Annotated in this window: 27 protein-coding genes; 16 read left to right on the top strand and 11 right to left on the bottom strand. The window is 34.8% G+C overall.

Annotation, left to right across the window (positions count from 1 at the left end; translation table 11 throughout):
• Position 1: 1 nt before the first annotated feature.
• From ruvA to ABX784_RS06215, 3 genes are read right to left on the bottom strand one after another with little or no spacing between them, the layout of a single operon-like run.
• On the bottom strand, positions 2-652 hold the full coding sequence (ruvA, locus tag ABX784_RS06225) for a Holliday junction branch migration protein RuvA (protein WP_372653941.1): 651 nt from the start codon (positions 650-652) through the stop codon (positions 2-4).
• Between the two features lie 2 nt (positions 653-654).
• A complete protein-coding gene (ruvC, locus tag ABX784_RS06220) occupies positions 655-1197 on the bottom strand; it encodes a crossover junction endodeoxyribonuclease RuvC (RefSeq protein WP_372653940.1) in 543 nt (180 codons plus the stop codon).
• 40 nt (positions 1198-1237) lie between these two features.
• Positions 1238-1411 carry a hypothetical protein gene (locus ABX784_RS06215; RefSeq protein WP_372653939.1) on the bottom strand — a complete coding sequence of 58 codons (174 nt, stop codon included), beginning with the start codon at positions 1409-1411 and terminating at the stop codon, positions 1238-1240.
• A 126-nt stretch (positions 1412-1537) separates the two neighbouring features.
• On the opposite strand from ABX784_RS06215, the gene ABX784_RS06210 reads away from it, so the two are divergent.
• From ABX784_RS06210 to ABX784_RS06195, 4 genes are all read left to right on the top strand, one after another.
• Positions 1538-2410: a bifunctional 5,10-methylenetetrahydrofolate dehydrogenase/5,10-methenyltetrahydrofolate cyclohydrolase gene (locus tag ABX784_RS06210; protein WP_372653937.1), complete on the top strand. Its 873-nt coding sequence runs from the start codon at positions 1538-1540 to the stop codon at positions 2408-2410.
• Positions 2411-2454: 44 nt separating this feature from the next.
• Positions 2455-3534, top strand: coding sequence for a glycine cleavage system aminomethyltransferase GcvT (gcvT, locus tag ABX784_RS06205; protein WP_372653936.1), 1080 nt, complete (start codon positions 2455-2457; stop codon positions 3532-3534).
• Positions 3534-3920, top strand: coding sequence for a glycine cleavage system protein GcvH (gene gcvH / locus ABX784_RS06200; protein ID WP_372653935.1), 387 nt, complete (start codon positions 3534-3536; stop codon positions 3918-3920). Before gcvT ends, gcvH begins: the two co-directional genes overlap by 1 nt.
• 270 nt (positions 3921-4190) lie before the next feature.
• Positions 4191-4496: a hypothetical protein gene (locus ABX784_RS06195; protein ID WP_372653933.1), complete on the top strand. Its 306-nt coding sequence runs from the start codon at positions 4191-4193 to the stop codon at positions 4494-4496.
• A gap of 3 nt (positions 4497-4499) precedes the next feature.
• On the opposite strand, the gene ABX784_RS06190 is transcribed toward ABX784_RS06195, so the two are convergent.
• From ABX784_RS06190 to ABX784_RS06175, 4 genes are all read right to left on the bottom strand, one after another.
• Positions 4500-5456, bottom strand: coding sequence for a TonB family protein (locus ABX784_RS06190; RefSeq protein WP_372653932.1), 957 nt, complete (start codon positions 5454-5456; stop codon positions 4500-4502).
• A gap of 63 nt (positions 5457-5519) precedes the next feature.
• Entirely contained in the window at positions 5520-8252 is a 2733-nt protein-coding gene (locus tag ABX784_RS06185) for a penicillin-binding protein 1A (protein WP_372653930.1), read from the bottom strand.
• Positions 8253-8259: 7 nt separating this feature from the next.
• A complete protein-coding gene (locus ABX784_RS06180) occupies positions 8260-9201 on the bottom strand; it encodes a hypothetical protein (protein ID WP_372653929.1) in 942 nt (313 codons plus the stop codon).
• Positions 9198-9413, bottom strand: a complete 216-nt coding sequence (locus tag ABX784_RS06175) for an exodeoxyribonuclease VII small subunit (RefSeq protein ID WP_372653928.1) — start codon at positions 9411-9413, stop codon at positions 9198-9200. The genes ABX784_RS06180 and ABX784_RS06175 overlap by 4 nt, the downstream gene beginning before the upstream one ends.
• Before the next feature lie 256 nt (positions 9414-9669).
• On the opposite strand from ABX784_RS06175, the gene flgF reads away from it, so the two are divergent.
• The 12 genes from flgF (at position 9670) to fliW (ending at position 18911) form a co-directional block, all read left to right on the top strand.
• Positions 9670-10503: a flagellar basal-body rod protein FlgF gene (flgF, locus tag ABX784_RS06170; protein ID WP_372653927.1), complete on the top strand. Its 834-nt coding sequence runs from the start codon at positions 9670-9672 to the stop codon at positions 10501-10503.
• A gap of 20 nt (positions 10504-10523) precedes the next feature.
• The gene (gene flgG / locus ABX784_RS06165) at positions 10524-11363 is read left to right on the top strand and encodes a flagellar basal-body rod protein FlgG (protein WP_372653925.1); all 840 of its coding nucleotides are present in this window, start codon (positions 10524-10526) and stop codon (positions 11361-11363) included.
• Between the two features lie 3 nt (positions 11364-11366).
• On the top strand, positions 11367-12260 hold the full coding sequence (locus ABX784_RS06160) for a flagella basal body P-ring formation protein FlgA (RefSeq protein ID WP_372653923.1): 894 nt from the start codon (positions 11367-11369) through the stop codon (positions 12258-12260).
• Positions 12257-13021 (top strand): flagellar basal body L-ring protein FlgH, encoded by a 765-nt coding sequence (locus tag ABX784_RS06155; protein WP_372653922.1) that lies wholly within the window; start codon positions 12257-12259, stop codon positions 13019-13021. The genes ABX784_RS06160 and ABX784_RS06155 overlap by 4 nt, the downstream gene beginning before the upstream one ends.
• Positions 13022-13024: 3 nt before the next feature.
• Positions 13025-14026 (top strand): flagellar basal body P-ring protein FlgI, encoded by a 1002-nt coding sequence (locus ABX784_RS06150; RefSeq protein ID WP_372653921.1) that lies wholly within the window; start codon positions 13025-13027, stop codon positions 14024-14026.
• An 89-nt stretch (positions 14027-14115) separates the two neighbouring features.
• Entirely contained in the window at positions 14116-14577 is a 462-nt protein-coding gene (locus ABX784_RS06145) for a rod-binding protein (protein WP_372653919.1), read from the top strand.
• Positions 14570-14893, top strand: a complete 324-nt coding sequence (gene flgM, locus ABX784_RS06140) for a flagellar biosynthesis anti-sigma factor FlgM (protein ID WP_372653917.1) — start codon at positions 14570-14572, stop codon at positions 14891-14893. The genes ABX784_RS06145 and flgM overlap by 8 nt, the downstream gene beginning before the upstream one ends.
• Before the next feature lie 3 nt (positions 14894-14896).
• Positions 14897-15394: a flagellar export chaperone FlgN gene (flgN, locus tag ABX784_RS06135; protein ID WP_372653916.1), complete on the top strand. Its 498-nt coding sequence runs from the start codon at positions 14897-14899 to the stop codon at positions 15392-15394.
• Positions 15395-15402: 8 nt separating this feature from the next.
• Positions 15403-16866, top strand: a complete 1464-nt coding sequence (gene flgK / locus ABX784_RS06130; protein WP_372653915.1) for a flagellar hook-associated protein FlgK — start codon at positions 15403-15405, stop codon at positions 16864-16866.
• A 5-nt stretch (positions 16867-16871) separates the two neighbouring features.
• Positions 16872-17870: a flagellar hook-associated protein FlgL gene (gene flgL, locus ABX784_RS06125; RefSeq protein ID WP_372653913.1), complete on the top strand. Its 999-nt coding sequence runs from the start codon at positions 16872-16874 to the stop codon at positions 17868-17870.
• Between the two features lie 160 nt (positions 17871-18030).
• Positions 18031-18258 (top strand): carbon storage regulator CsrA, encoded by a 228-nt coding sequence (gene csrA, locus ABX784_RS06120; RefSeq protein ID WP_014245873.1) that lies wholly within the window; start codon positions 18031-18033, stop codon positions 18256-18258.
• Between the two features lie 86 nt (positions 18259-18344).
• Complete coding sequence (gene fliW / locus ABX784_RS06115) at positions 18345-18911, top strand: flagellar assembly protein FliW (protein ID WP_372653911.1); 567 nt, start codon at positions 18345-18347, stop codon at positions 18909-18911.
• Positions 18912-18966: 55 nt separating this feature from the next.
• On the opposite strand, the gene ABX784_RS06110 is transcribed toward fliW, so the two are convergent.
• The 4 genes from ABX784_RS06110 to ABX784_RS06095 form a co-directional block, all read right to left on the bottom strand.
• Positions 18967-19698, bottom strand: a complete 732-nt coding sequence (locus ABX784_RS06110) for a tetratricopeptide repeat protein (RefSeq protein ID WP_372653910.1) — start codon at positions 19696-19698, stop codon at positions 18967-18969.
• A 10-nt stretch (positions 19699-19708) separates the two neighbouring features.
• Positions 19709-20446: an outer membrane protein assembly factor BamD gene (locus ABX784_RS06105; RefSeq protein WP_372653909.1), complete on the bottom strand. Its 738-nt coding sequence runs from the start codon at positions 20444-20446 to the stop codon at positions 19709-19711.
• Positions 20447-20511: 65 nt separating this feature from the next.
• Complete coding sequence (locus tag ABX784_RS06100) at positions 20512-21558, bottom strand: AI-2E family transporter (RefSeq protein WP_372653908.1); 1047 nt, start codon at positions 21556-21558, stop codon at positions 20512-20514.
• The coding region (locus ABX784_RS06095) for a cyclic nucleotide-binding domain-containing protein (RefSeq protein WP_372653907.1) at positions 21542-22103 on the bottom strand (562 nt) is incomplete at its 5' end. The genes ABX784_RS06100 and ABX784_RS06095, both read right to left, overlap by 17 nt.

Raw genomic sequence — 22103 nt, 5'->3', positions numbered from 1 at the left:
CTTAAACTTCTTTTAATACAAGGTGAACTAACTGTTCTGGTTTAGATATTTCATTTGTTGCTAGAATTTTTTGAGCAAGAGGTATTATTTTATCTTCTTTAAACCCCAGCTCTTTACAGGCCATTATCGCATCTTTAATAATTAAATCGTGATTTGCAAAGTTGGAATCAACTGTAACTTCTTCAGGCTCTTCATTAATAAATACCGGATTTACTCCTGGCATATCCTGTATCCCCATTGTTTTATTAGAGTACATTTTAATTTTAGATATCTTATTCTGTAGATCTAGAACCATCTGGGCCGCAGCTTTATTTCCAATTCCAGGTGCTTTAGTTAATGTTTTCTTATCATCAAACAATATGGAATTTATGACTTGATCCACTCCAACAGCACCAACTAAACTAAATGCAGACTTTGGACCAACACCCTTAACGCTTGTTAGTATTTCAAACATTTTTTTCTCTCTAATTGTCTTAAACCCGTAAAGTTCTTCACTAGCTTCTCTAATTACATGTGAGATAAATATTGAGGTACCTTTGCCCTCAGGTAAAACTTGATTGATATAAACTTGATAGCCAATACCAGAATTAGTAAGAACAACGGCCTCTGTACCATCACTAAAAATCACTTCACCTTGTAAGTGTCCAATCATATTTATATCCTGTCTTTGAAAACACTCTTTAAGCTTCTTGAGCTAGATTTTGTTTTCTTATTTCCAATTATAACTTTACCTGCATTTAAAGCATGGCATAGAGCTATTGCAAGAGCATCAGATTCATCGTTTGTAGAGAACTCTATTTTGCCAAAAATCATTTTCATTGTTTTTTCAATTGCAGACTTATCTGCATGCCCATAGCCACTCACTGCAGACTTGATCAGATTTGGGGAATACTCAAATACTTTGCCTTTATGGCTTGGGATAATTGCTGCTAGCATCGCACCTCGCGCTTGAGCTAACTTGGCTAAAGATGTAACACTTTTTACATAAATGAGAGACTCTACAGATACTTCATCTGGAGAATGTTCTTTCATTAACTCTTCTATAGAGGCGTAAATGACTCCGAGTCGGTCCATGAAATTGTCAATTTTGTCATACCTTAACGTTCCAGAAGAGAGATAGATTGTCTTTCTCCCCTTTTTTTCAATTAAGGCCCAGCCCGCTTTTCTTGAGCCTGGATCTATTCCAAGAATTTTCATAACACTATTCTACATGTGCTATTGAACGATCGTCTAGGACCTATCCTTGACCTTTACTCTTTAGCATACTTCCAAAGTAAAAGGCTGCTGAACCGCCAACAAGTTGAACGAGCTCAATCTGTCCATAATCACCTTTATTCATACCTGCAAAAAGACATAGACCCACCGAAGCAAATCCTATTAACTGTAGACCAAGTCCCAAATAAAATAACAAGAGCGACTCCTTTATTGGTTTAAAAGGCGTACTATAGAGGGTATAAATAGAAATATCAAAAAAAACGTTTTTTAGATTACTTACTCTAACAAAAACATTAGTTTAGCTACTCCCAAGGGTTTATAAATGGCATCTCAAAACGCTATCATTTTAAAGTCTTCTCCAATTGTTAAAAAGTCTCTCGAACAATTGGCAAAAAAAAGTGACTCTCTCAAACAGCAAGGAATTACTCCTACAATGAAAGTGATTCTAGTTGGAGAGAACCCAGCCAGTATAATCTATACTAGGAATAAAAAGCGCTTTATGGAGAAGTTTGGAGCTGAGTGCGAAATTATAAAACTTTCTTCTGACCTAACTCAAGAAGACTTCTTAAATAAAGTTCAAGACATAGTAGAAGACAATAATAATCATGGCTGCTTTATACAGCTACCTCTTCCAAAACACCTTGATCATATCGATGTTGGAGAACTTATAAATCCATTAAAAGATGTAGATGGCTTTAATAAGGCCAATATCATGAATTTATATAAGGGAGAGAAGGGTGAAAATGCACTTATTCCATGTACCCCTAGAGGCATTATCACTCTTTGTGACTATTACAACATAGAACTTAGTTCAAAGAAGGTAGTTGTAATTGGTAGGAGTTTAATAGTTGGAAAACCAATGAGTATGCTTCTTACAAACCATAACGCTACCGTGACCCTGTGCCACTCAAAAACAAGTAATATCGAAGAACACACAAAATCTGCAGATATTATTATTACAGCAATTGGCTCACCTAAGTTTTTAAATAAGTCACACCTCAATGATTCTAAGAAGCAATATATTATTGACGTAGGAATTAACCATGACGAAAATGGTAAACTCTGCGGTGATGTCGACTTTCACAATGTAATAGAGCATGTAGCTGGAATTACTCCAGTTCCAGGAGGAATAGGACCAATGACTATCCTCTCTTTGGCCCAAAACCTTTTACAAGCTGCTGAAAACCGCTTATAAGTTTAGCAAATTTAGTAATAATTCATTTATAAAAAGGAGGCGATATGAGCCTTTTAAAAACATCTCTACATCAATATCACTTAGAACTCGGTGCTAAAATGGCTGCTTTTGCAGGTTTTGATATGCCTCTTCAATACTCTTCAGTTAAAGAGGAATCACTTGCAGTTAGAAGTTCACTAGGAGTTTTTGATGTTTCCCACATGGGTGAATTCTTTGTAACAGGTCCAGATGCTATCAGCTTTGTAGACTATATTATTACAAATGACTTTGCTGGCGCTGGAATGGAGAAAGCTGTTTATTCTCCTTTATGCCGCGAAAATGGAACTGTAATTGACGATTTAATTGCATACAAGCTCTCTAACGAAAAAGTACTTATTTGTGTTAACGCTTCTAATATTGAAAAAGATTGGAATTGGATTTCTTCTAAGACTGAAGGCTTCAATATTCAACTAGAGAATAAATCTAATGATTATTCACTACTTGCTGTTCAAGGACCCAAATCTGAAGAAGTCTTAAAGGCCATAGAAGTTATATCTGATTCGGATGAGCTTGTTTATTATAGTGCAAAAGAACTTACAAAAATGGGTGAGAAAATAATTGTCGCTAGAACTGGATACACTGGAGAAGATGGATTTGAAGTCTTCACATCACACAAGATGGCCTCAACCCTTTGGTCAAAGCTTTTAGAGAATGGTGCAACTCCTTGTGGTCTAGCATCGAGAGACGTTCTAAGACTAGAAGTATGCTACCCTCTCTATGGTCACGAGTTAAATGATGAGCTAACACCACTTGATGCTTCATTGAAGTGGACTGTTAAAACGGCTAAAGAAAAGTTTATAGGTAAAGAAGCTCTTGATGGTGCTACTTCATCTAAACGACTTGTTAAGCTTAGTTTAGAAAAAGGTATTCCAAGAGAAGGCTACAATATTTTAAATATGAATGATGAAGTCATTGGAGTTATCACTTCTGGAACGATGTCTGTTGAGCTTTCAAAAGGTATATCTCTAGGTCTTGTTGATAGAGATAAGTTTCCAGCAGATAAAAAGTTTAAAATAAACATCAGAAAGAATAATATAGAAGCAACTTATCATACAAAAGCATTTGTTACAGGAGGACACAAGTAATGTCTCACAACATCCCAAAAGAATTAAAATACACAACCGATCACGAATGGGCGCAAAAAGAAGGCGACATTATCTCTGTAGGAATTACAGATTTTGCACAATCTTCACTCGGAGATATTGTATTTGTTGAGCTTCCTGAAGTTGGTGATGATTTATCAAAAGAAGACTCTTTTGGAGTAGTCGAATCAATAAAATCTGTTAGTGATTTATATTCACCTTTAACTGGTGAAATTGTTGAAGTTAACTCTGAGTTAGTTGACTCACCAGAGTCTTGTAATGAATCTCCTTATGGATCTTGGATGATCAAAATCAAAGTTTCATCTGAAGACGAGTATAATGCTTTAATGACACCTGAAGCATATCAAGAACACTGCGAAAGCCTTTAAGAACTAAATTCTCTTAGGGGCCTCGGTCCCTAAGTATCATTGCAAGTTAAAAATAAAAAAAAATCATTTTCTCCTGTCAATGTAGACCAACTAAATATTACATGAATTATTTCACTTATTTTCTGACATCTTATTAAATCTAATAATAGAGTAAATTTTTTTAGTGATTGTAATTTTTTCCCTTTACGAAAGGCCCTCAAACTCGCATACTGGCTCACGTTCTGAAGGGAACACCACTCGATTTTTTAATTTAATAGGTTAAAAATAACTATGATTTCTGAAACACAAGAATCTGTTCAACTTTTAAATACTGCAATAATAAAGAGTAAAGAAAAGAAGATAGATAACAATTTTGAAGACCGTTTAGCTGATGCTTGCCATTCACCAGAAATGGAAGCTCTGTCAGTTGCGATCACTTTTCTTTCTGAAAAGCAAAAAATTTCTCGTGATCAAGCGGCAATTTCACTTATTGAAAGAATGAGAGAACTTGACTCTATTTGGAATGATTATGTAATGATGGAAGGGATTAGCAATCTTAAAGATCTTCTAACAAAATCTAATAAGCCTACTCAATAAGAACTAAGACTTAACAACAAATCCCCATTCTATTTGTGCGCGACCATTCTTAATTAAACCAGAAGGTGGATTAGGAAATGGACCAGCTCTATTAAATGACTCTATTGCTGCATTATCTAGCTCGTTAACTCCACTTGTACTTTTTACTTTAACCTCCAGAATGTTTCCCTGTTGATCAATTGTAATTCGAAGTGCTGTCACCTTATTTACATCACTAGCAAGCCTTCTACCGGACTTCCACATCTTCTCAGCCTGCTTTCTTAAAGAATCACCCCAGTACTGTTCAAGCTTTTGTCTAATTCTAAAGTAAAAGCCATAATACTTATACTCCACAGTATTTAGTCGAGTCATATCTGCTAATGGAATATCATCCATAAAGTCATTATTGCTAGCGAGCCCTTTAAGCTTCTTACTTCCTTTTTTTGTTCCTAGAGCAGGAGCACTTTTAACAGAAGGTTGAGTTAAGGCCAAATTACCTAAAGATAAGTCTTCAAATTTTATCTTCTTTTGCTTCTTATTTTTAGTAATTTTCTTTTTTGTTGGATTCTTGGTGATCTTCTTCGCCTTACCTTGGCTTGATTTTTCAACAGCAACCTGAGCCTTTTTAGCTCCAGTCTTAATTCCAAACCCAGCAGACTTAAAGCTCCCAATATTAGCAGCACGAGTATCTTTATCAACTACCTGATCTTGCTTTCCAAGATACTTTGTATCTTTGGGTGTCTCTTTTTTTCTTTTGAGCTCAGTATTTACAATTTGCTTTGGTGTTTTACTTTTAGGCCTAAAGATTAGTCTAACCTTTTTTGGTTTCTTATTTTCGACAATAATTTGTTTTGTTGATGACCAGTCTACATTTGAAATTAGAAGAGCGGTGTGAACAAGTACTGAAAATACAATTGAGAGTACTGCAAATTTTTTAAATTGCTTTTTTTCATTAGCTAAATTTACGTCTTCTCTTTTCATATTATTCCTTAGAGTTATGACACCCTAAGGAACATATCGGTTTAAATTGAAATAAATTTATGATTATTGATTATTATAATAGTCATCTTCTTCAAGAAACTGATTAGAATTGTCAGACTTTAATGTCTCAACGTCTTCAACTTTCTTAGAGCCTGGTTCTGTCCCTTCTACAAAAGTTTCAAGAAATGTATTCTGACTAGATGGGTCAGCTAATTTACCAGTCTGCTTATCAATAGAAACATTAACAACTCCTGGAGCAGCTTGGTAGTCATACTCACCTTTCTTCTTAAGTCCGGCCCTCATAAACTCTTTCCAAATAGGAAGCGCTGATTTAGCCCCAGTCTCTCCCCATCCCAGAGTTTTATTATTATCAAACCCTGTCCATACACCAGTTACAATATTTGATGAAAACCCTAAAAACCATGCGTCTACGTAATTGTTAGTAGTTCCTGTTTTCCCACCAATGAAAGAGCTTATATCTTTGACCCTTCTCCCTGTTCCATTTTGCACAACACCTTTCATTAAGTTTGTCATAATGTAAGCAAGTCTTGGGTCATAAACTTGGTCTCCACCAAGGGCTAAGTGATAAGGGTTCTTTTCAACTTTTTCTTCACTCTCTTCAGAGTCTACTCCAAGTTCATTATTGGCTAAAATATCTTCCCTAATGGCCTCTTCTTCGTCTTCTTTCTCTTCAAGAACCTCTTCTTCTAGAATCTCATAATTTTTACCATATCTATCTGTCACAGAAATTATCGACTTAGGCCTTACTATTTTTCCACCATTTGGAAATATTCCAAAAGTCGCAACAATGTCCATGAGAGTAACTCCAAATGAACCAAGCGCTAAACTCAAGTCTTCATCTAACTTTGCCTTAAATCCAATCCTTTTAGTAAAGTCTAGAATATTATCAACACCAATATCTGATGCCAGTCGAATTGTTGGAATATTTCTAGAAGTTTCTAGAGAGTTTCTAAAAGTCATAGGACCTTTAAACTTCCCATCATAGTTTCGAGGCTTCCAATTTAGAGAAGAATCAACACCACCGAGAGCTTCTGGCGAGTCCATAAGTATACTTGCAGGAGTAAATCCATACTCTAATCCTGCAGCAAAAAGGATTGGCTTAAATGATGAACCAGGTTGTCTACGAGATTGTATCGCTCTATCAAATTGTGATTTTTCGAAATCTGCTCCACCGACAAGTGCAATTAGTTCACCAGTTTTTGGATCTAAAGAGACAAGGGCCCCTTCAGCTTCAGGCTCTTGATCTAAAAGAAAGTGAATATATTTTTCATTTTTTACAAGATCATAATCTTTTGAACTCTCAAACCTAGATTTATAACCCTTCCAAATGTGTCTTCTGATTTCAGTAGACTTACGCTTTATTGAAACATGTACAACATCTCCTACTTTTAAAATAGAAGAAGGCTTTGTTACATAAGGAAAATACTGTCTTTCTTCAGATATATTTCTCTCATGTGCCCATCTGAAACCTTCGTATGAAATAAAACCATTCAGACCTGCATACGATACGTAAACTATTCTTGATCGGTTATCAACTCTTCTAACTACTGCTTCAAGCATTTCATCAGAGTTCAATAGTCCTAAAACAGGATCATTTGCTATATTACCAGGAAAGTATCTCTTACTTCTTAACTTACCTAAAAACTCAAGGTGATGTTTTTCTCTTTCTTCTGTAATTTCTTCATTAACTTCAGTTTCGTATTTTCTCGATAAGTCGTCATTAAGAGTAAAGTAAGTTGATCTCTTCTCATATAACTCCTTACGCTGTTTATTAAGTAGCTCTTTAATTAGATCTTCATTCTCTAGGCTTTTAAGTGGTCCTTTGAACCCTTGTCTTTTATCAATCGCTTTAACACCTTTATAAACTTCTTTCTCTGCAACTAATTGAAGATCATAATCAATAGTTGTAACAACCTTAAAACCATCCGTTAGAAACTTGTCATTACCAACCTTTTCAATCACTCTCTGACGAACCCAGTCAGTTAAATAACCTGCTTTGAATTCTCCGCCTTTTCTAATTCTAAACTTTATTTTCTCAACCAAGGCCGCATTATATTCATCTTCAGAAATCTTCCCTGTCGCATACATTCTTCCTAGAACATAACTCTGTCTTTTCTTTGCGTACTGAGGGTTAATATAAGGAGAATATTTACCTGGGGCCACCAAAAGACCTGCGACAATTGCGCTTTCAGCAACAGTTGCTTCATTTAACTCTTTTCCAAAATAACCTTTTATAGCAGCCTTAACTCCATAATAGCCTCCACCAAGATATACTTGATTCAGGTATAAAAATAAAATCTCTTCTTTTGTAAATTTCTCTTCAATTCGTTGTGCTAGTAAAAAGTCTTTAATCTTTCTACTTATTGATCTCTCTCTACTTAACAGTAAAGACTTTGCAACTTGTTGAGTAATTGTTGACCCACCTTGAACGACCTTTCCGGCCTTAAGGTTTGCAAGAAACGCCCTTAAAACACCTAAGTAATCAACGCCCTTGTGTTCATAGAAGTTATCATCTTCAGCTGATAGAAATGCATTGATTACTCTTTTAGGAATATCTTCCATCTCGGCAATGTATCGTGTCTCTTTACCTATTTCAGTTAAGACTGTTCCATCTCTTGCAAGAATTTGACTCGGTATAGGTGGATTATAATCTGCCAGTGATGAAATCTTTGGTAAACCAAAAGAGAAGTATACTACGACGAGAACAACTGTTAGCCCACCAAGTATAGCTGAGCCTAAGATGAAGCCCGTAAGCCTTAGAAGTATTTTTTTCATTTAAAACTTATTCCTTTTTAAAAAAATCTCGCAATTCTTTTAGAGTGTTTTTATTTTTATTAATTGTTGTTTGTTGTAATTCTTGCATATCTATAATTCGGTCGAGTTCAACATTATTTCTATTTAAGTTAAACCACTGTATCTTTTTTCGATTTTGCTGTGTCTCAATTTTTGCATGCCCAATAAGTTTACCATAAAGACCAATCAAGTAATGATTCGTTTTATGAAAATTTAAACTTTCACTTAACACATTTAAAACAGCAATCGAGTCTATTCCATTATTTTTTAATTCTTCAATATGTAATTTTCCATTTATAAGTGGAGACTGGTAGTTTTTTGAAGAGAGGTTATCGACCTCTAGATTTATGAGTAATACATTATATAAATTACCTCTTGAAAGAAATCTTACCTGATGTAGTTTTTTATCATATATTGGTAATACTAAAGCTTTTTTTAATCCTTCAATCCTCAAGTCTTTAAACTCGACCTCTAAGAACTTATATACAATAGATCGCCATTCGTCAGAGTAGTATTCCTTCTCTTTCAACTCTTCTAGGAGTGAGAAGAACTTCCATTCTATATGATCTGTTGTTAGCCCCTTTGCAAGAAAAGCTGCGATAACTGCACCAAACCCTGCTCCAGAGTAGACACTTGGCCCAAGGTTATATTTTTGGAGGTTATCAACAAATTTCAAATAAGTTATAGAGGTAAGTGCGCCAGGATAGAGAAATAAAGCTTTCACTTCCTCAGACTTATGGTTTACGAATGATGCACCCTCTTTCAGGATAGGCCCATAACTTTGAGTCTGCCCCTTAGATTCAATAAGAGGAATTAGTTTTCCTTCATTACGAGATAAATCTACTCCTTCATATACAGAGGAATAATTATACTCTTTCTTTGAAGAACACGAAGCTATAAAAATTAGAGATATTAGTAAGAGGTATTTCATTCTTCTATACTAACTTCCTTCAATGAATCTGAAAGTTTTGTAATCTTCTTCTCAGCTTTACCAAGTTGATCCTTACAAAAAGTATATAACTTAGTTCCTTCTTCAAACTTCTTTAAGCTATCTTCTAGAGTAAGTTCACCATCTTCAAGACTTGAAACTAGACTTTCTAATTCTTCTAATGATGATTCAAAGCTTTGCTTTTCTTTAGTCATGTAAAACCGTCCGCTATTATTTTGACACCACTCCCCATAAGGAAGGGCAAAAATGTCACCACTAAAGTGAATTTTTTTCCATTAATTATTTAAAATATACTATCAGAAAGGTCTCAAAACATAAAATTTCAAAGACTTACTTATTAAGGATAATTTTGCCCATGTAGAGGTTTTGGCACTGTGGTTGCTATAGTTAGGTTAGAAATGCAGTAGATGCCATGAAGGCACTACTAAATAAAAATCTAGGAGAGATGACTTGAAAGAACTTTGGGTCCCACTTTCAGGCGCAATTGCTCAACAAAGAAAAGTTGAGACGATAGCTAATAATGTGGCAAATGCTAATACTCCTGGCTTCAAAAAAGATCAAATTGTATTTAAAGAATACTTAACTCAATTTGAGAAAGGTCACAATCAAGATATAGACCTACCTCATAAAGAATGGAAGCCTGAAGACTTCTATAGAAGTTATGGTGCAGAACATGCCAGAGTTAAGGTAGATGGATCATTTACTGACTTTCAACAAGGTCAAACATCTCCTACTGGAAACCCTTTGGATATAGCGCTTAAAGGAAAAGGCTTTCTTGAAGTATTAACTCCTAATGGTGTTCGCTACACAAGAAAAGGAAACCTTTCTATCAATCCTGCAGGGCTACTTGTTACAGACGGTGGAGACCCTGTGCTATCTAGATTAGACCCTGCACTAATTACAGCGGGAGGAGATCTTCCAGCTCCAAATGAGAGAACTATTCAACTTCCACAATCAGCAGGAAGGCTCTCTATTAACTTTCAAGGTGAATTATCAAATAATAACGGAAAAATATCTGACCTCTCTGTCGTAGAGTTCAATGATATTCATGCCCTAAAGAAAGAGGGAAACTCTTTTTACATAAATCAAAATATCAAAAACATAAGTACTGACCAAAACAAAACAGCCGTTTACCAGGGCTTTATTGAGCAATCAAATGTAAATGCCATACAAGAAATGTCAGACCTGATTAAAGCCAATCGTAATTTTGAAAGTATACAAAGAGTAATTAAGACCTATGACACGATTAGTGGAAAAGGCGTAAACGAAATAGCAAAGTTCTAAGGACCAAAATGTACAGAGTAATGAAAACAATTATTTTATCTCTTTTCCTATTACAAGTTTCTAAGTCTTTTGGGATGTCTAGAGCTCTTAATACTGCAGCAACCGGAATGGCTGCTCAAGAGATGAATGTATCTACAATTTCTAACAATATCGCCAACGTAAATACTACTGGCTATAAAAAGCAGAGAACAGAAATTCAAGATTTATCATACCAAACTATTCAAGAAGCTGGATCTAGATCTAGCGCAGAAACGATGAATAACGTTGGTGTTCAGATTGGATCTGGAGCAAAGGTATCTGGGGTTAGAAAAGAATTTACTCAAGGTTCACAACAAATAACAAACAACCCATATGACCTTATGATCAGTGGAGAGGGATTCTTTGGAGTGATGCTTCCAAACAACGAGGTTAGATATACTAGGGATGGATCATTTAATGTTGATGCGACAGGTACTCTAGTTAACAAACAAGGTTATAAAGTATTTCCATCTTTTATATTTCCTCCGGGAACAAAGAGTGTACATATCGGACACGATGGTACAGTTGAAGCATACCTTTCAAATCAAGTAGAGCCTACAGTACTAGGGCAAATACCAGTTTTCACTTTTATCAACCCTGTTGGTTTAAAATCTACAGGTATGAATCTATATACTCTAACGAGATCAAGTGGCCAAGCAGTTCAAAACATTGCTGGGAATACAAATGCTGGGACTATATCTCAAGGGGCTTTAGAATCTTCTAACGTTAGTATTATGAATGAAATGACATCTCTAATAAAGGCCCAAAGAGCATATGAAATGAATTCAAAAGTTATGGGTGTTGCGGATCAAATGCTACAGACCGTTAATAACATTAGGTAATTAATGATAAAAATATTTATAGCAATAACATTATTATCTTCATTTTCGGCATGGTCTAAACCATGCCAGATTGATATTTATCCTAAAAGTTTTTTATTAACAAATATATCTACTAGATTAACAAAGACTTTGATAAAAAAATCAAATTGTGACAGCGCTACTAATAATGAATTCATCAGATTTTTAATTGATACTAAAGGCAATACATCAGGGAATCAAATCTCTAGAGTCTTCAGTTCACTCGTAAACAAGAAAGTTAAAATCACTCCCGACAGAATCTCAATCTTTAAGCTTGAAGATTATTTAACTGAAAAACTCTCTTTCACTAAGAGTTGGTATATTAGAAATATCAAAGCACCAACTCAGCTTTCTGCAATTACTTTAGAGAAAAATGAAAATTTAAATGTAGACTGTCCATCTTGTAGCTACCCTGGAAATAAATCCATAAGATTAGTTATAAACAATACAATGGAAGGAACAAATAAATATCATATGCTAAATGCAAAACTCCAAGTCAAAACATTAGCACTAGTTCCAAGAGGAATAATAAAAATAGATAATCAGCCTCTCTCAAAGTCTATGTTTAAAAAAGAAGAAGTTTTCACAGAAAACCCTTCAGAACTTTTTACAAATATAGATTCGCTCGTCTTCTACAAAGTTAACAAATCAATTAATAACAGACCGATTCTTATAAACGATCTTGTAGCAGTTTCACTTGTTAAAGCAGGTATGCCAACAAGTGTCGTCCTAGACAATGGGGTTATTTCATTAAAAAGTACTGCGATGCCACTTAGAAGCGCTAAGTTTGGAGAAACTGTTCAACTAAGATCATCAAGAAGTAATAAAATCATTGTCGGTAAAGTAATCGACTACAACAAGGTTTCAATATCATTATGAAGTTTATTAAATTAGTACTTATTCTTTCAACCGCTCTACTCTTTTCTTGTAGTAACTATATCAACAAGATGTATTCTGATTTAGATAGACAAGATATGGTAAGAAACCAACAACCAGTTGACGCATTTGAAAAATATAAAAATCCTCCAACAAGCTATAGAAGAGGTACTGACTCTGGAAGAATTGCGACTGCGGCCAGTAATCAACCATATTACAACAGGAACCAACCTCCAAGAACTAGAAGAGACTATAAGCCAACACAAAATCTTAGAAAGAGATATAAAGCAGATGATCTACTAGATAATTCAGAAAATAAAGCAAGTTTGTGGGCCGGAAAAGGTAATGATCGTCAACTTTTCACAGTTTTAAAAGATAAGAGAAATGGAGATATTGTTCTTATTAATGTTCAAAAAACATTGAAAAACGATATCACTCTTGAGTTAAAAAGAGCATTTCCTGAGCTTCCTAAGCCTGCGGGTCAAGAAGAGAAAAAAGAAGATACTGAAAAAAGTGAAGATGCAATCACTGCTGCAGATAAAAATGAGAACAATGGAAACAAAATATACGACCGTGTATCAAGTGTAATTGTAGAAGAAATTAACGAAGATCACCTATTACTTCGCGGCCAAAAAAGCGTTCTCTTTCAACAAAGGAAAAGACTAGTTGAAATTCAAGCTCTAATTTCTAGAAGAGATATTACTGATGAAGATACTATTAACTCTGACAACATACTTGAATCAAGTGTGCACATACTAAGGTAATTTATGAAGATTATTATTTTTGCAATTTCTTTAGCTCTATCTGTTTCTTCATTTTCTGAAACAAGACTAAAAGATCTTATTACTCTTAAGGGTGTTAGAGATAATCCAATAATTGGTTACGGACTTGTTATTGGACTAAATGGAACTGGAGATGGGGGTGGAGAAGTTACAAATAAATCCCTAAAAAGAATGTTTCAAAAACTAGGATTAAACCCTCAAAATGAAGTTTCATCTAAAAATGTTGCATCAGTTATTGTTACAGCAAAACTTCCTCCATTTGCAAGACAGGGACAAAAAATTGATATTACTGTTTCTTCTATCGGAGATGCTTCTTCCTTAGCAGGTGGAACACTTTTAATTACTCCTCTTAAAGGTGGAGACAGTGTTGTTTACGCCGTGGCCTCTGGGCCCCTCTCAATCGGAGGACTCGAAAAAGGGAAAAAATTTGCAACTACTGGAACTATTCCAAACGGAGCAATTGTCGAAAATGAAATCAAAATAGATTTTGATAAAAAGAAATCTCTACGTTTTGCACTAAGAAACCCCGACTTCACAACTGCTGCAAGAATTGAAAAAACAATCAATCAAGAACTCGGAGGTAAATACGCAATTGCAAAAGATGCTACAACTGTGGATTTAATAATACCTTTCCACTATCAAAGAGAGGTTGTTCACCTTGTCGCCATTGTCGAAAACTTTAAGGTTAACTCTGACTCTGTCACAAAGATTGTAATCAATGAAAGGACTGGAACAATAGTCGCTGGAGGTAGTGTTCAGCTCACATCTGTCGCAATAAGCCATGGCGACTTAACAATTGAAGTAAAAGGAGATGAGGATACCGGCTCAGACAAGCCTAACTCACTCTACTTTGTTGACAAAAAGACTACACTAAATGACTTAGTTAAGAGCTTAAATGCTTTTGGAGCAACTCCTGAAGACCTTATTTCTATTTTTAAGGCTTTAAAGAGTAATGGAGCTCTCATTGGTGATGTAGAATTTATATAAACTGGATTAATTTCCTAAAAAATGTTACAATATAGCTAATAGAGCGGTGATAAAGGAATTATCACCCCAAGAACAAGGTCAGGATGACTATGTCAGAAATCAACAATTCTATTCCTGTAAATACTCCTCTCACAAATAAATCTGAGAATAAAAAGTTTATTCCAAAGCCGTATTTAGATGCAGCTCAAGGAATGGAAAAACAATTTATTAAATTAATGATTGATGAAATGAGGAAGACTTCTGGTGGTTCAGAACCTACTTCTACTGGTATGGATTACTATATGGATCTACAGAATGAAGAACGTTCTAAGGCCATGGTTAATAGAAATCAAGTTGGATTACAAGACTTAATCTTAGATCGTATTTATCCAGAAAATAAACGAAACCCTTACGCATACAATGCATATTTACAGCAAACGAATCAATTAAGTAAACCAAAAGTAGAAATGCAAAATGCTCACGTCAATAGACGTAATGAAGCTGAGCTATATCAAGTCAGTAAGAAAAATTCAGGTTCAAATGGATTAGGCCAGGAGGCACATCATGAATAATATTGATTCGACACGTTCGAAATTTTTTCCAAATACTCAGACAAATGTAACTGGAAAAAATGCAGCTAAAATTAAGGCTCTTCAAAGAAATGATGTTGGAAGATTCAATGAACTGAAAGATATGGAAAAAAGAGATAGTAGTGTAACTATCCCTGAAGCCGTTAAAGACTTTTCAAGAATTAGAAAAGCTGTTGATGCTGCCCCTGAGGTTGATAATTCAGATAAAATTGCCAAGCTTAGAGATCAGATTCAAAACGGTACATATAAAATGAACTTTGAAGCTATTGCTGATAAAATCCTTCAGGAAGAAATGTAATTTATGGAACAACAAAAAAAAGAACTATATTATTTTCAAGTTACTGACCTTTGGAAAAGGTTGTGTGAAGAACACTCTAATCTTTTCGATCAAACTTGTGATGAGTACTCACTACTTCTTGCGAGTGACTTAGATAATTTAGAGTCAAAAGTTGCTGAGAAACAAGAAACAATCAATAGAGTAAATCTTCTTGAAGACTTACGAAGCTCTATTATATCCCGTGTGAACAGAGATCTAAATCAAAACATTACACATGTTTCAGACCTTATTTCATACTTTCAAAACTTTGAATCAACTCTAGAGCACAGACATTTATTTAATTTCAACGCTCTTTTAATTGATATTATAGAAAAAATCCAAGCACAAAATAGAACCAACCAGTTATTTATTAACAAAGCACTTGGTTCATTAAAGAGTATTCGTGAGGAAGCTCTTGGCGAGAAAAGCTACTCTACTTACAACTCAAGAGGCTCTTCCAAATCAAGAAGTCTTTCGATATAGAGGTTTAAGTGTCAGATTTATTAAATATTGGACGTACAGGTTTAAATGCTTCGAAAAAGTCTTTAGAGACTACAGGGCATAATATTTCCAATGTTAATACTGAAGGCTATTCAAGACAACGTGTTAATCAAACAACAAATATTCCAATAACAAAGGGCGGAACAGTTCACGGAACTGGTACACGCATAAAGTCAGTTACTAGAATCAATGATGACTTTGTAAATAAACGTCTTGAGAAATCTATATCAAACAGTAAATTCTTTGAACAAAGAATGGAAAGAATGTCACAGGTTGAAGATATATTTAATGACCTTGATACAGACGGGCTCAACCAAGTAATAAACAGATTTTTCAATAGTTTTAGAGAACTAGCGAATCAACCTGAGAATGAAACCATAAGATCTGTTGTTCGTGACCAAGCGAACTTAGTTGTCCAAGACTTTCAAAGAATACAAGGAAGTCTAAATTCAATTTCTGCTGGAATTGATGGAAATATGGAATCAGAAGTCACTGACATCAACCAAACTCTGGAACATATTGCTAGCCTAAATGCAAAAATACGATCACTAGAAGCAGTTAATGAAGAAGTTGGTGACTTACGTGATCAACGTGACCTTGCTGTTAGAAATTTATCAAAATCCTTTAAGGTACACACCTACCAAGATAACAAAGGACAATTCGTTGTTGCTGCTCGTGGAGTTGGAACCTTAGTTACTGCGACCCAAGTACAGAGACTTCAAATAGGTACTAGTAATAAAGAAAATTCAACTAATGGTCTACCTGGCTCAGCAGATATATTCTTTGAAGGTAAACCTGCACATATTCTAACGAAGAAGTTTCAGGGTGGTAGTTTAGCTTCACTCGCTAAAGTTCGTAATGAAGAAATTGTAGATATAAAAAATAAAATAGACTCTATTGCTTATAATCTTACTAAGAGTGTAAATGCCATACACAGACGTGGATATGTAAATAGACAGGTTGAAGTTGGTGAACAAGGTAATGTTTCAGATGTTGACTCTAAGGGTATGACTACAGGAATCAACTTCTTTAAAGAGCCAATTGGACCAAAAGATTCTGCTTTAAATATGTCACTAAGTACGGCTGTTAAAGAAGATCTTTCTAATATTGTTACAGCACTAGGTCCAAATAGCCCTGGTGATAATAGAATTTCATTAGCAATATCTAAAATTCAACATGAAAGAATAGTTGGTGAAGACGAATCAACTCTAGAAGAGTTCTACCTACAAGCAGTGGGGAAAATTGGACTTGAATCAGGAAAAGCAAGACTAGATAGTGAACAAGCAGATGGTCTTAAGGCCCAAGCTGTAAGTATCAGGGAAAGACTTGTAGGTGTGTCAATAGATGAAGAAGCTGCCAATATGGTCAAGTTTCAACATGCTTATGATGCATCTGCTAAAATAATGCAAACCGCTGATGAGATGTTTAAAACAGTCATCGGAATTAAGAGATAATATAGATGTCGAGAGTTTCAGAAAATAGTTCATCTGCAGCACTAAACTTTTCCCTCGGAAAAGCTAAGTCAAAGCTAGAGGACCTGCAAATGAAAGGTTCAACCCTTAAGGATATCTCTCGTCCTTCAGACAACCCTATAAGTAATGTCGAGGCACTCTCAATTACTTCTAATATGTCTGACAATAAGCAATATCAGCGAAATGCTGATTACGCTCTTCTACATTTAAACGTAACAGAGAAATCGCTTGAACAACTCACTGACCTTCTCGTTAAGGCCAAAGAAATTGCGATTTCTCAATCATCAGACTTTTATAATGCTGATGTTAGAAAAAATATTGCAAATGAAGTCAACCAGCTTAGAAACCTGGCGCTCTCAATTGCGAACAAAAGAGTTGGGCAAAAGCATATCTTTTCAGGATACTCAACTCTTACAAAGCCTTTTGACGTCGATGGTAATTACAAAGGCGACAAAGGGCACACGACCGTAGAAGTTGCTAAGGACTTCTTCTTGCCACTCAACCTAAATGGACATGAGATATTTTACTCTTCAGACGATACGTCTGATAAAAATATTCATCCACTAGAAAAGCTTAAGAAGTCAGTTAACGAACAAACTGAAGAAAATAAAAGAGAACTTGCCTCAAGTGAAGGGGAAAGACTTCACAAAAGAGACAATATATTTGCTCAACTAGAAAGTCTGTCTGTAGCGCTAGAAACAAATGACGCAGGACTAATTCAAAGCTTACTAGAAGAGTTTGATGAAAGTATCTCTAGACTTATCACTCTAAGAACAAGAGTAGGCTCCATTACAAGCTCAGTAATGAACTCTAAGTCACGCCTCGAGTCAGAAAACATCGAGGGAGCAACTAGAAAAAGTAAATTAGTAGATGCAGATATAGCTGAAGTATTCTCTGATATAACAAAACATCAAAATGTCTTAAAAACGACTTATAAATCCTCCCAAGGATTAATGAATCAAAATCTAATGGATTTCTTAAGATAGACCGATAATTTTGTAGATTGACGCAATAAAGGCACTATACAACAAATATTATACAAGTATTTGATAGTTTTTGCCTGTTTTTACTTGCCTTTTGAAAAATGAGGTAATATATGAACCATTGCGGATCGAATCAGGAAGGTTCACACAGTAGAGGTTTATTATGCTCGTTTTGACAAGGAAGCTAGGAGAAAGCATCGCGATTGATGATCACATCAAGATTGTTGTGGTACAAATCAAGGGCAAGCAAGTCCGGCTAGGTATCAAAGCCCCCAAAGAAACGAAAATTCACAGAGAAGAAGTTTATAAGTCAATTCAGGATCAAAATACTGAAGCTGCTCAGGCAGACCTATCTTCAATTTCTGATTTAGCAGACGAGTTAAAGAAATAAGCAAGAATTTCCTTCTTGCACTTCTGGTCCTACGGCTGCTAGAATCATGAGGCGAGCTATTGAGGCTCGAATTTTGGAGGCCATAAGTGAAAATCAACACAACTAGATTTGGTGAACTTGAAGTAGATAATAGTGACATTATTACCTTTAAAGACGGCTTGTTAGGTTTTGAACAACTAACTAAGTTCTTCATTGTTGATCCGGGTGACCAAACTTTAATTCTTTGGATTCAGTCTATCGATGATGCAAGTACAGCATTTCCTATCATAGAACCAAAAATATTTAAGCCAGATTATTCTGTTAAGTTACTACCAGCAGAACTTACAAGCTTAAACCTTGAGAACCTAAGTGAAGCAAGTATTTACACTATTCTTACTATTCCACAAGTAGTAACGAATATGTCAGCAAATATGAAAGCACCAATTGTTATTAATAATAAGACAAAACTAGCAAGACAAATTGTTCTTCAAGATTCAAAACTTGAGGTTAAATTTGAAATGTACACTAGTCTTAAAAGATACATAGTTGCTTATACTTCTGATGACTCTGTTAGAACTACAGTTAACCTTTCTAACACTCCAGAAGAGACGGTAGAGACTCAAGAGAGTACACCTCAAACACCTACTACAACAAAAATTAGCCCAGACGCTTAAATAAATAAAAAAGCCAGCAACTAGCTGGCTTTTTTGTATCTAATTTTAATTCTCTCTATAAATTTGTTTCTGTAGCTGTCTTAGATAAATTCAAATACATCGCTGCTTCAGAATTCATTGGCTCAAGAGAAATAACTTTTTCCCATTCTGCCTGCGCCTCTAAAATATTTCCATTACCATACTGAAGAACACCCAGAGCTACTCTAGCATTAGTATAGTTTGGTCTCTCTGTTCTTAATTTTTTAAGTTCATCAATGGCCTTAGAAACGAAACCTTTCTTAGCATATACTTTTGCAATCTTAATTTTTGTTTCTACATTCTCTGTATCGAGAGCAACTACTTTATTATATTCAAATAGGGCTTCATCAAATCTGTTATACGTCATATAAAGGTCTGCCAGCTCTAAATGCTTTAATGCAAACTTCTTATTAACATGTTGATCATCTATTCCCTCATTGCCTCTAGCACGAGTTTTAACACGCTCATTGGCCTGGTTAAAAACTTTCTTAGCATCTTCGTAATGACCAATATCATTATAAAGAACAGACAATGAAATTGCTGCATCAGTATGAGTAGGATCAATGCTTATTACTTTATTGAAAGCTTTAATGGCCTTACCAATCTCACCGTTAATATGAAAAATATTTGCAAGATAGAAAAGAGCGTCTATTGATTTTGGATCAACTTCTATTATCTCGTTAAAGATAGCAGCCGCCTTCTTATATTCTCCATTATTGTAACAATGCTTTGCTTTCTCTAGAAGTTCTGCTGAATTAAAAGTTTCCATATTTCCCCTATTACCTAACGCAATTATTGTAAACGCTTCGTAATTTCTTAGAATGAGATTGCTCTATTAACTCTTTGTATTGATTATAATACTTAGTACATGAATCTTTTTCTTTTAGTTTTCCAGAACTCTCTATAACTCTAATCATAGAATGGGCCAATAATTCTGGCTCATTTCTAAATCTGTCTATTATAGATAAATACCTATATCTAGCAGCATCATATACTTTTGTTTTAAAGTAGAAGTCACCAATATATTTTTCTTTATTTAGAATCATACCTTGAGCAAGCTTTATCTTTTCAATTGCGCCTTCAGTATATTCAGACTTTTCAAAGAAATTTAAAAGCTCTTGGTAATATTTTACAGACTCATGAGCTGCTGACAGGTCTCTATCAAATGTATCTGGAATTTGAGCAAAGAAAGACTCTGCAATTCTAAAAGTTACATAAGCTCTTTTTGGATGCTTTGGGTGAAAGTCTTTAAATAAGATATAGGCAGCTGCCGATTCAACAAAGCTCTCCTGGCTAAATAAAATATCTGCCTGTAAAAGCTCAGCATGTGTAGCAAAGAAACTATAAGGGTATTGAGATCTTATCGTATTTAACTTTTCGGTAGCCAGTATATATCTAGAATCTTTAATTAGATCCTGGGCCTCTTTATAAAGAACTTCTGCTTCTGTTTTACCTGCTGGCCTTGGTGTAGAACACGACATAAGGGCCAAACAAAATGTCACTAATAATAAGCGCACACTTACTTCCTTTGTAGATATATGGAAGTTAGCATATCATTTGCAGCGTAGCACCGTCAAAGCAACTATCTCGATTTTACACCGTATAATTCATTATATACTTCTATAGAAATTAACTTGAACGCTGCAGCAAGAGGTATCGAAATGATCATCCCAACTACCCCAAAGAACGTGGAACCTAAAATCACACTCACAACAACCATTAGTGGATGAAGATTTACAATTTTTGACACTAAAATAGGAAAAACGAGTGCAATATCAATACAGTTGGCCACGATATAAAGAATAGCGATGGCCCCAAAAGTAGGTCCCCAACCGTATTCTGCAAGTCCAAAAACAATAGCAGGAATAGTTCCTAGAATTGGCCCAAGGTAAGGAATTACATTAGTTAGAGCGGCAACCAAACCTAGAAGCAAAGCAAATCGAACATCAATGATAAATAGACCTGTTGAGATAATTACACCTACAATACTTGCCTCAACAAATTTCGCAAAAATATAATCTCCAAGCTGTCTATTAAACTGATGTGAAAGGTAATAGAAGCGCTCAAATATTGAATTTGGAACAATTTTCAAAAAACTATTTTTAAAGTTTTTTCCATCCTTAAGAATAAAAAAGACAAATAATGGTACTAAAAAGATCCACTCAATAACTGAACCTAAATACTTCGGAACCTGAAGTAAAATTTCAGTTGTCGCTTTTTGTCCGTAACTTAATGAATTATTAAGAATTTCATCACCAACAACGTAACCAGTCTTCTCTTCAATCTTATTTGTTACTTCCTTATACTCACTCTTTAAAAAGTTTTCAATTTTCGGAAGATAGTACTGCACATTTTGTGCTTCGTTTGTAACTGTTGGAGTTATTTTTATAAGTGGGTATGAGAATAAAAATAAAATCGAAACAAATACTATATTAACAGCAGTTGCTCTTTTAATTCCAAACCTCATCACCATTGGAATTATCGGTGTAAATATAAGACTAATGACGTAAGCAACACTTAAAGGAATGGTCACTCTAGGAAAAAGAGAAAGTGAGAAACAAAACAAGACTATTCCTAATACAAATATGAATAGTCTTATCTTCTCAGGCTTATTAATCTGACTCGTCATTCTTTCTTTCCAGTTGCTTGATTTTATACTTCAAGCGTCTCACTTCATTAGTAACTGAAAATAACCTATTAGCAGTTATAATAGATACTGCTTGTAAAAGCTTTGTCGCTATTGTTGGGTTAGAGTTGATTAGGTTTTCTAAATCTGGTTTAAATATACCTAATAATTGGCAGGACTCTCTTGCAAGGGCCGTAGCATTTCTTATACTTTGCTGTTGCAAAAGAGCAAGCTCACCAAAGTAATCCATCTTCTCTAGTGAAACGACATGATTTAATTTATTATCTGAAGAAAAGTCACTCACTCCTTGGTCATTCTCAACAATAATATCAACTCTTCCACCGTAGATGAAATAGAAACCAACACCATTATCATTCTGCTTGAAGATAACTTCTCCATCATCAAACTGCCTAAGATGTAGGGAGTTTGAAAGTAACCTCAATTCGTTATCAGAAAAGTTCTCTAAAACTTTAATCCTTCTTAAGAATTTAGGAATAGAATTTTTATTTGATGAAAAAAGAGGGTTTGACTGCCAAAAGTATTTCAAG

The organism is Halobacteriovorax sp. (assembly GCF_041587335.1).
GTDB lineage: Bacteria > Bdellovibrionota > Bacteriovoracia > Bacteriovoracales > Bacteriovoracaceae > Halobacteriovorax.
Note: the sequence above shows the minus strand (reverse complement) of the source record. Positions and strands in the feature narration are given on the sequence as shown.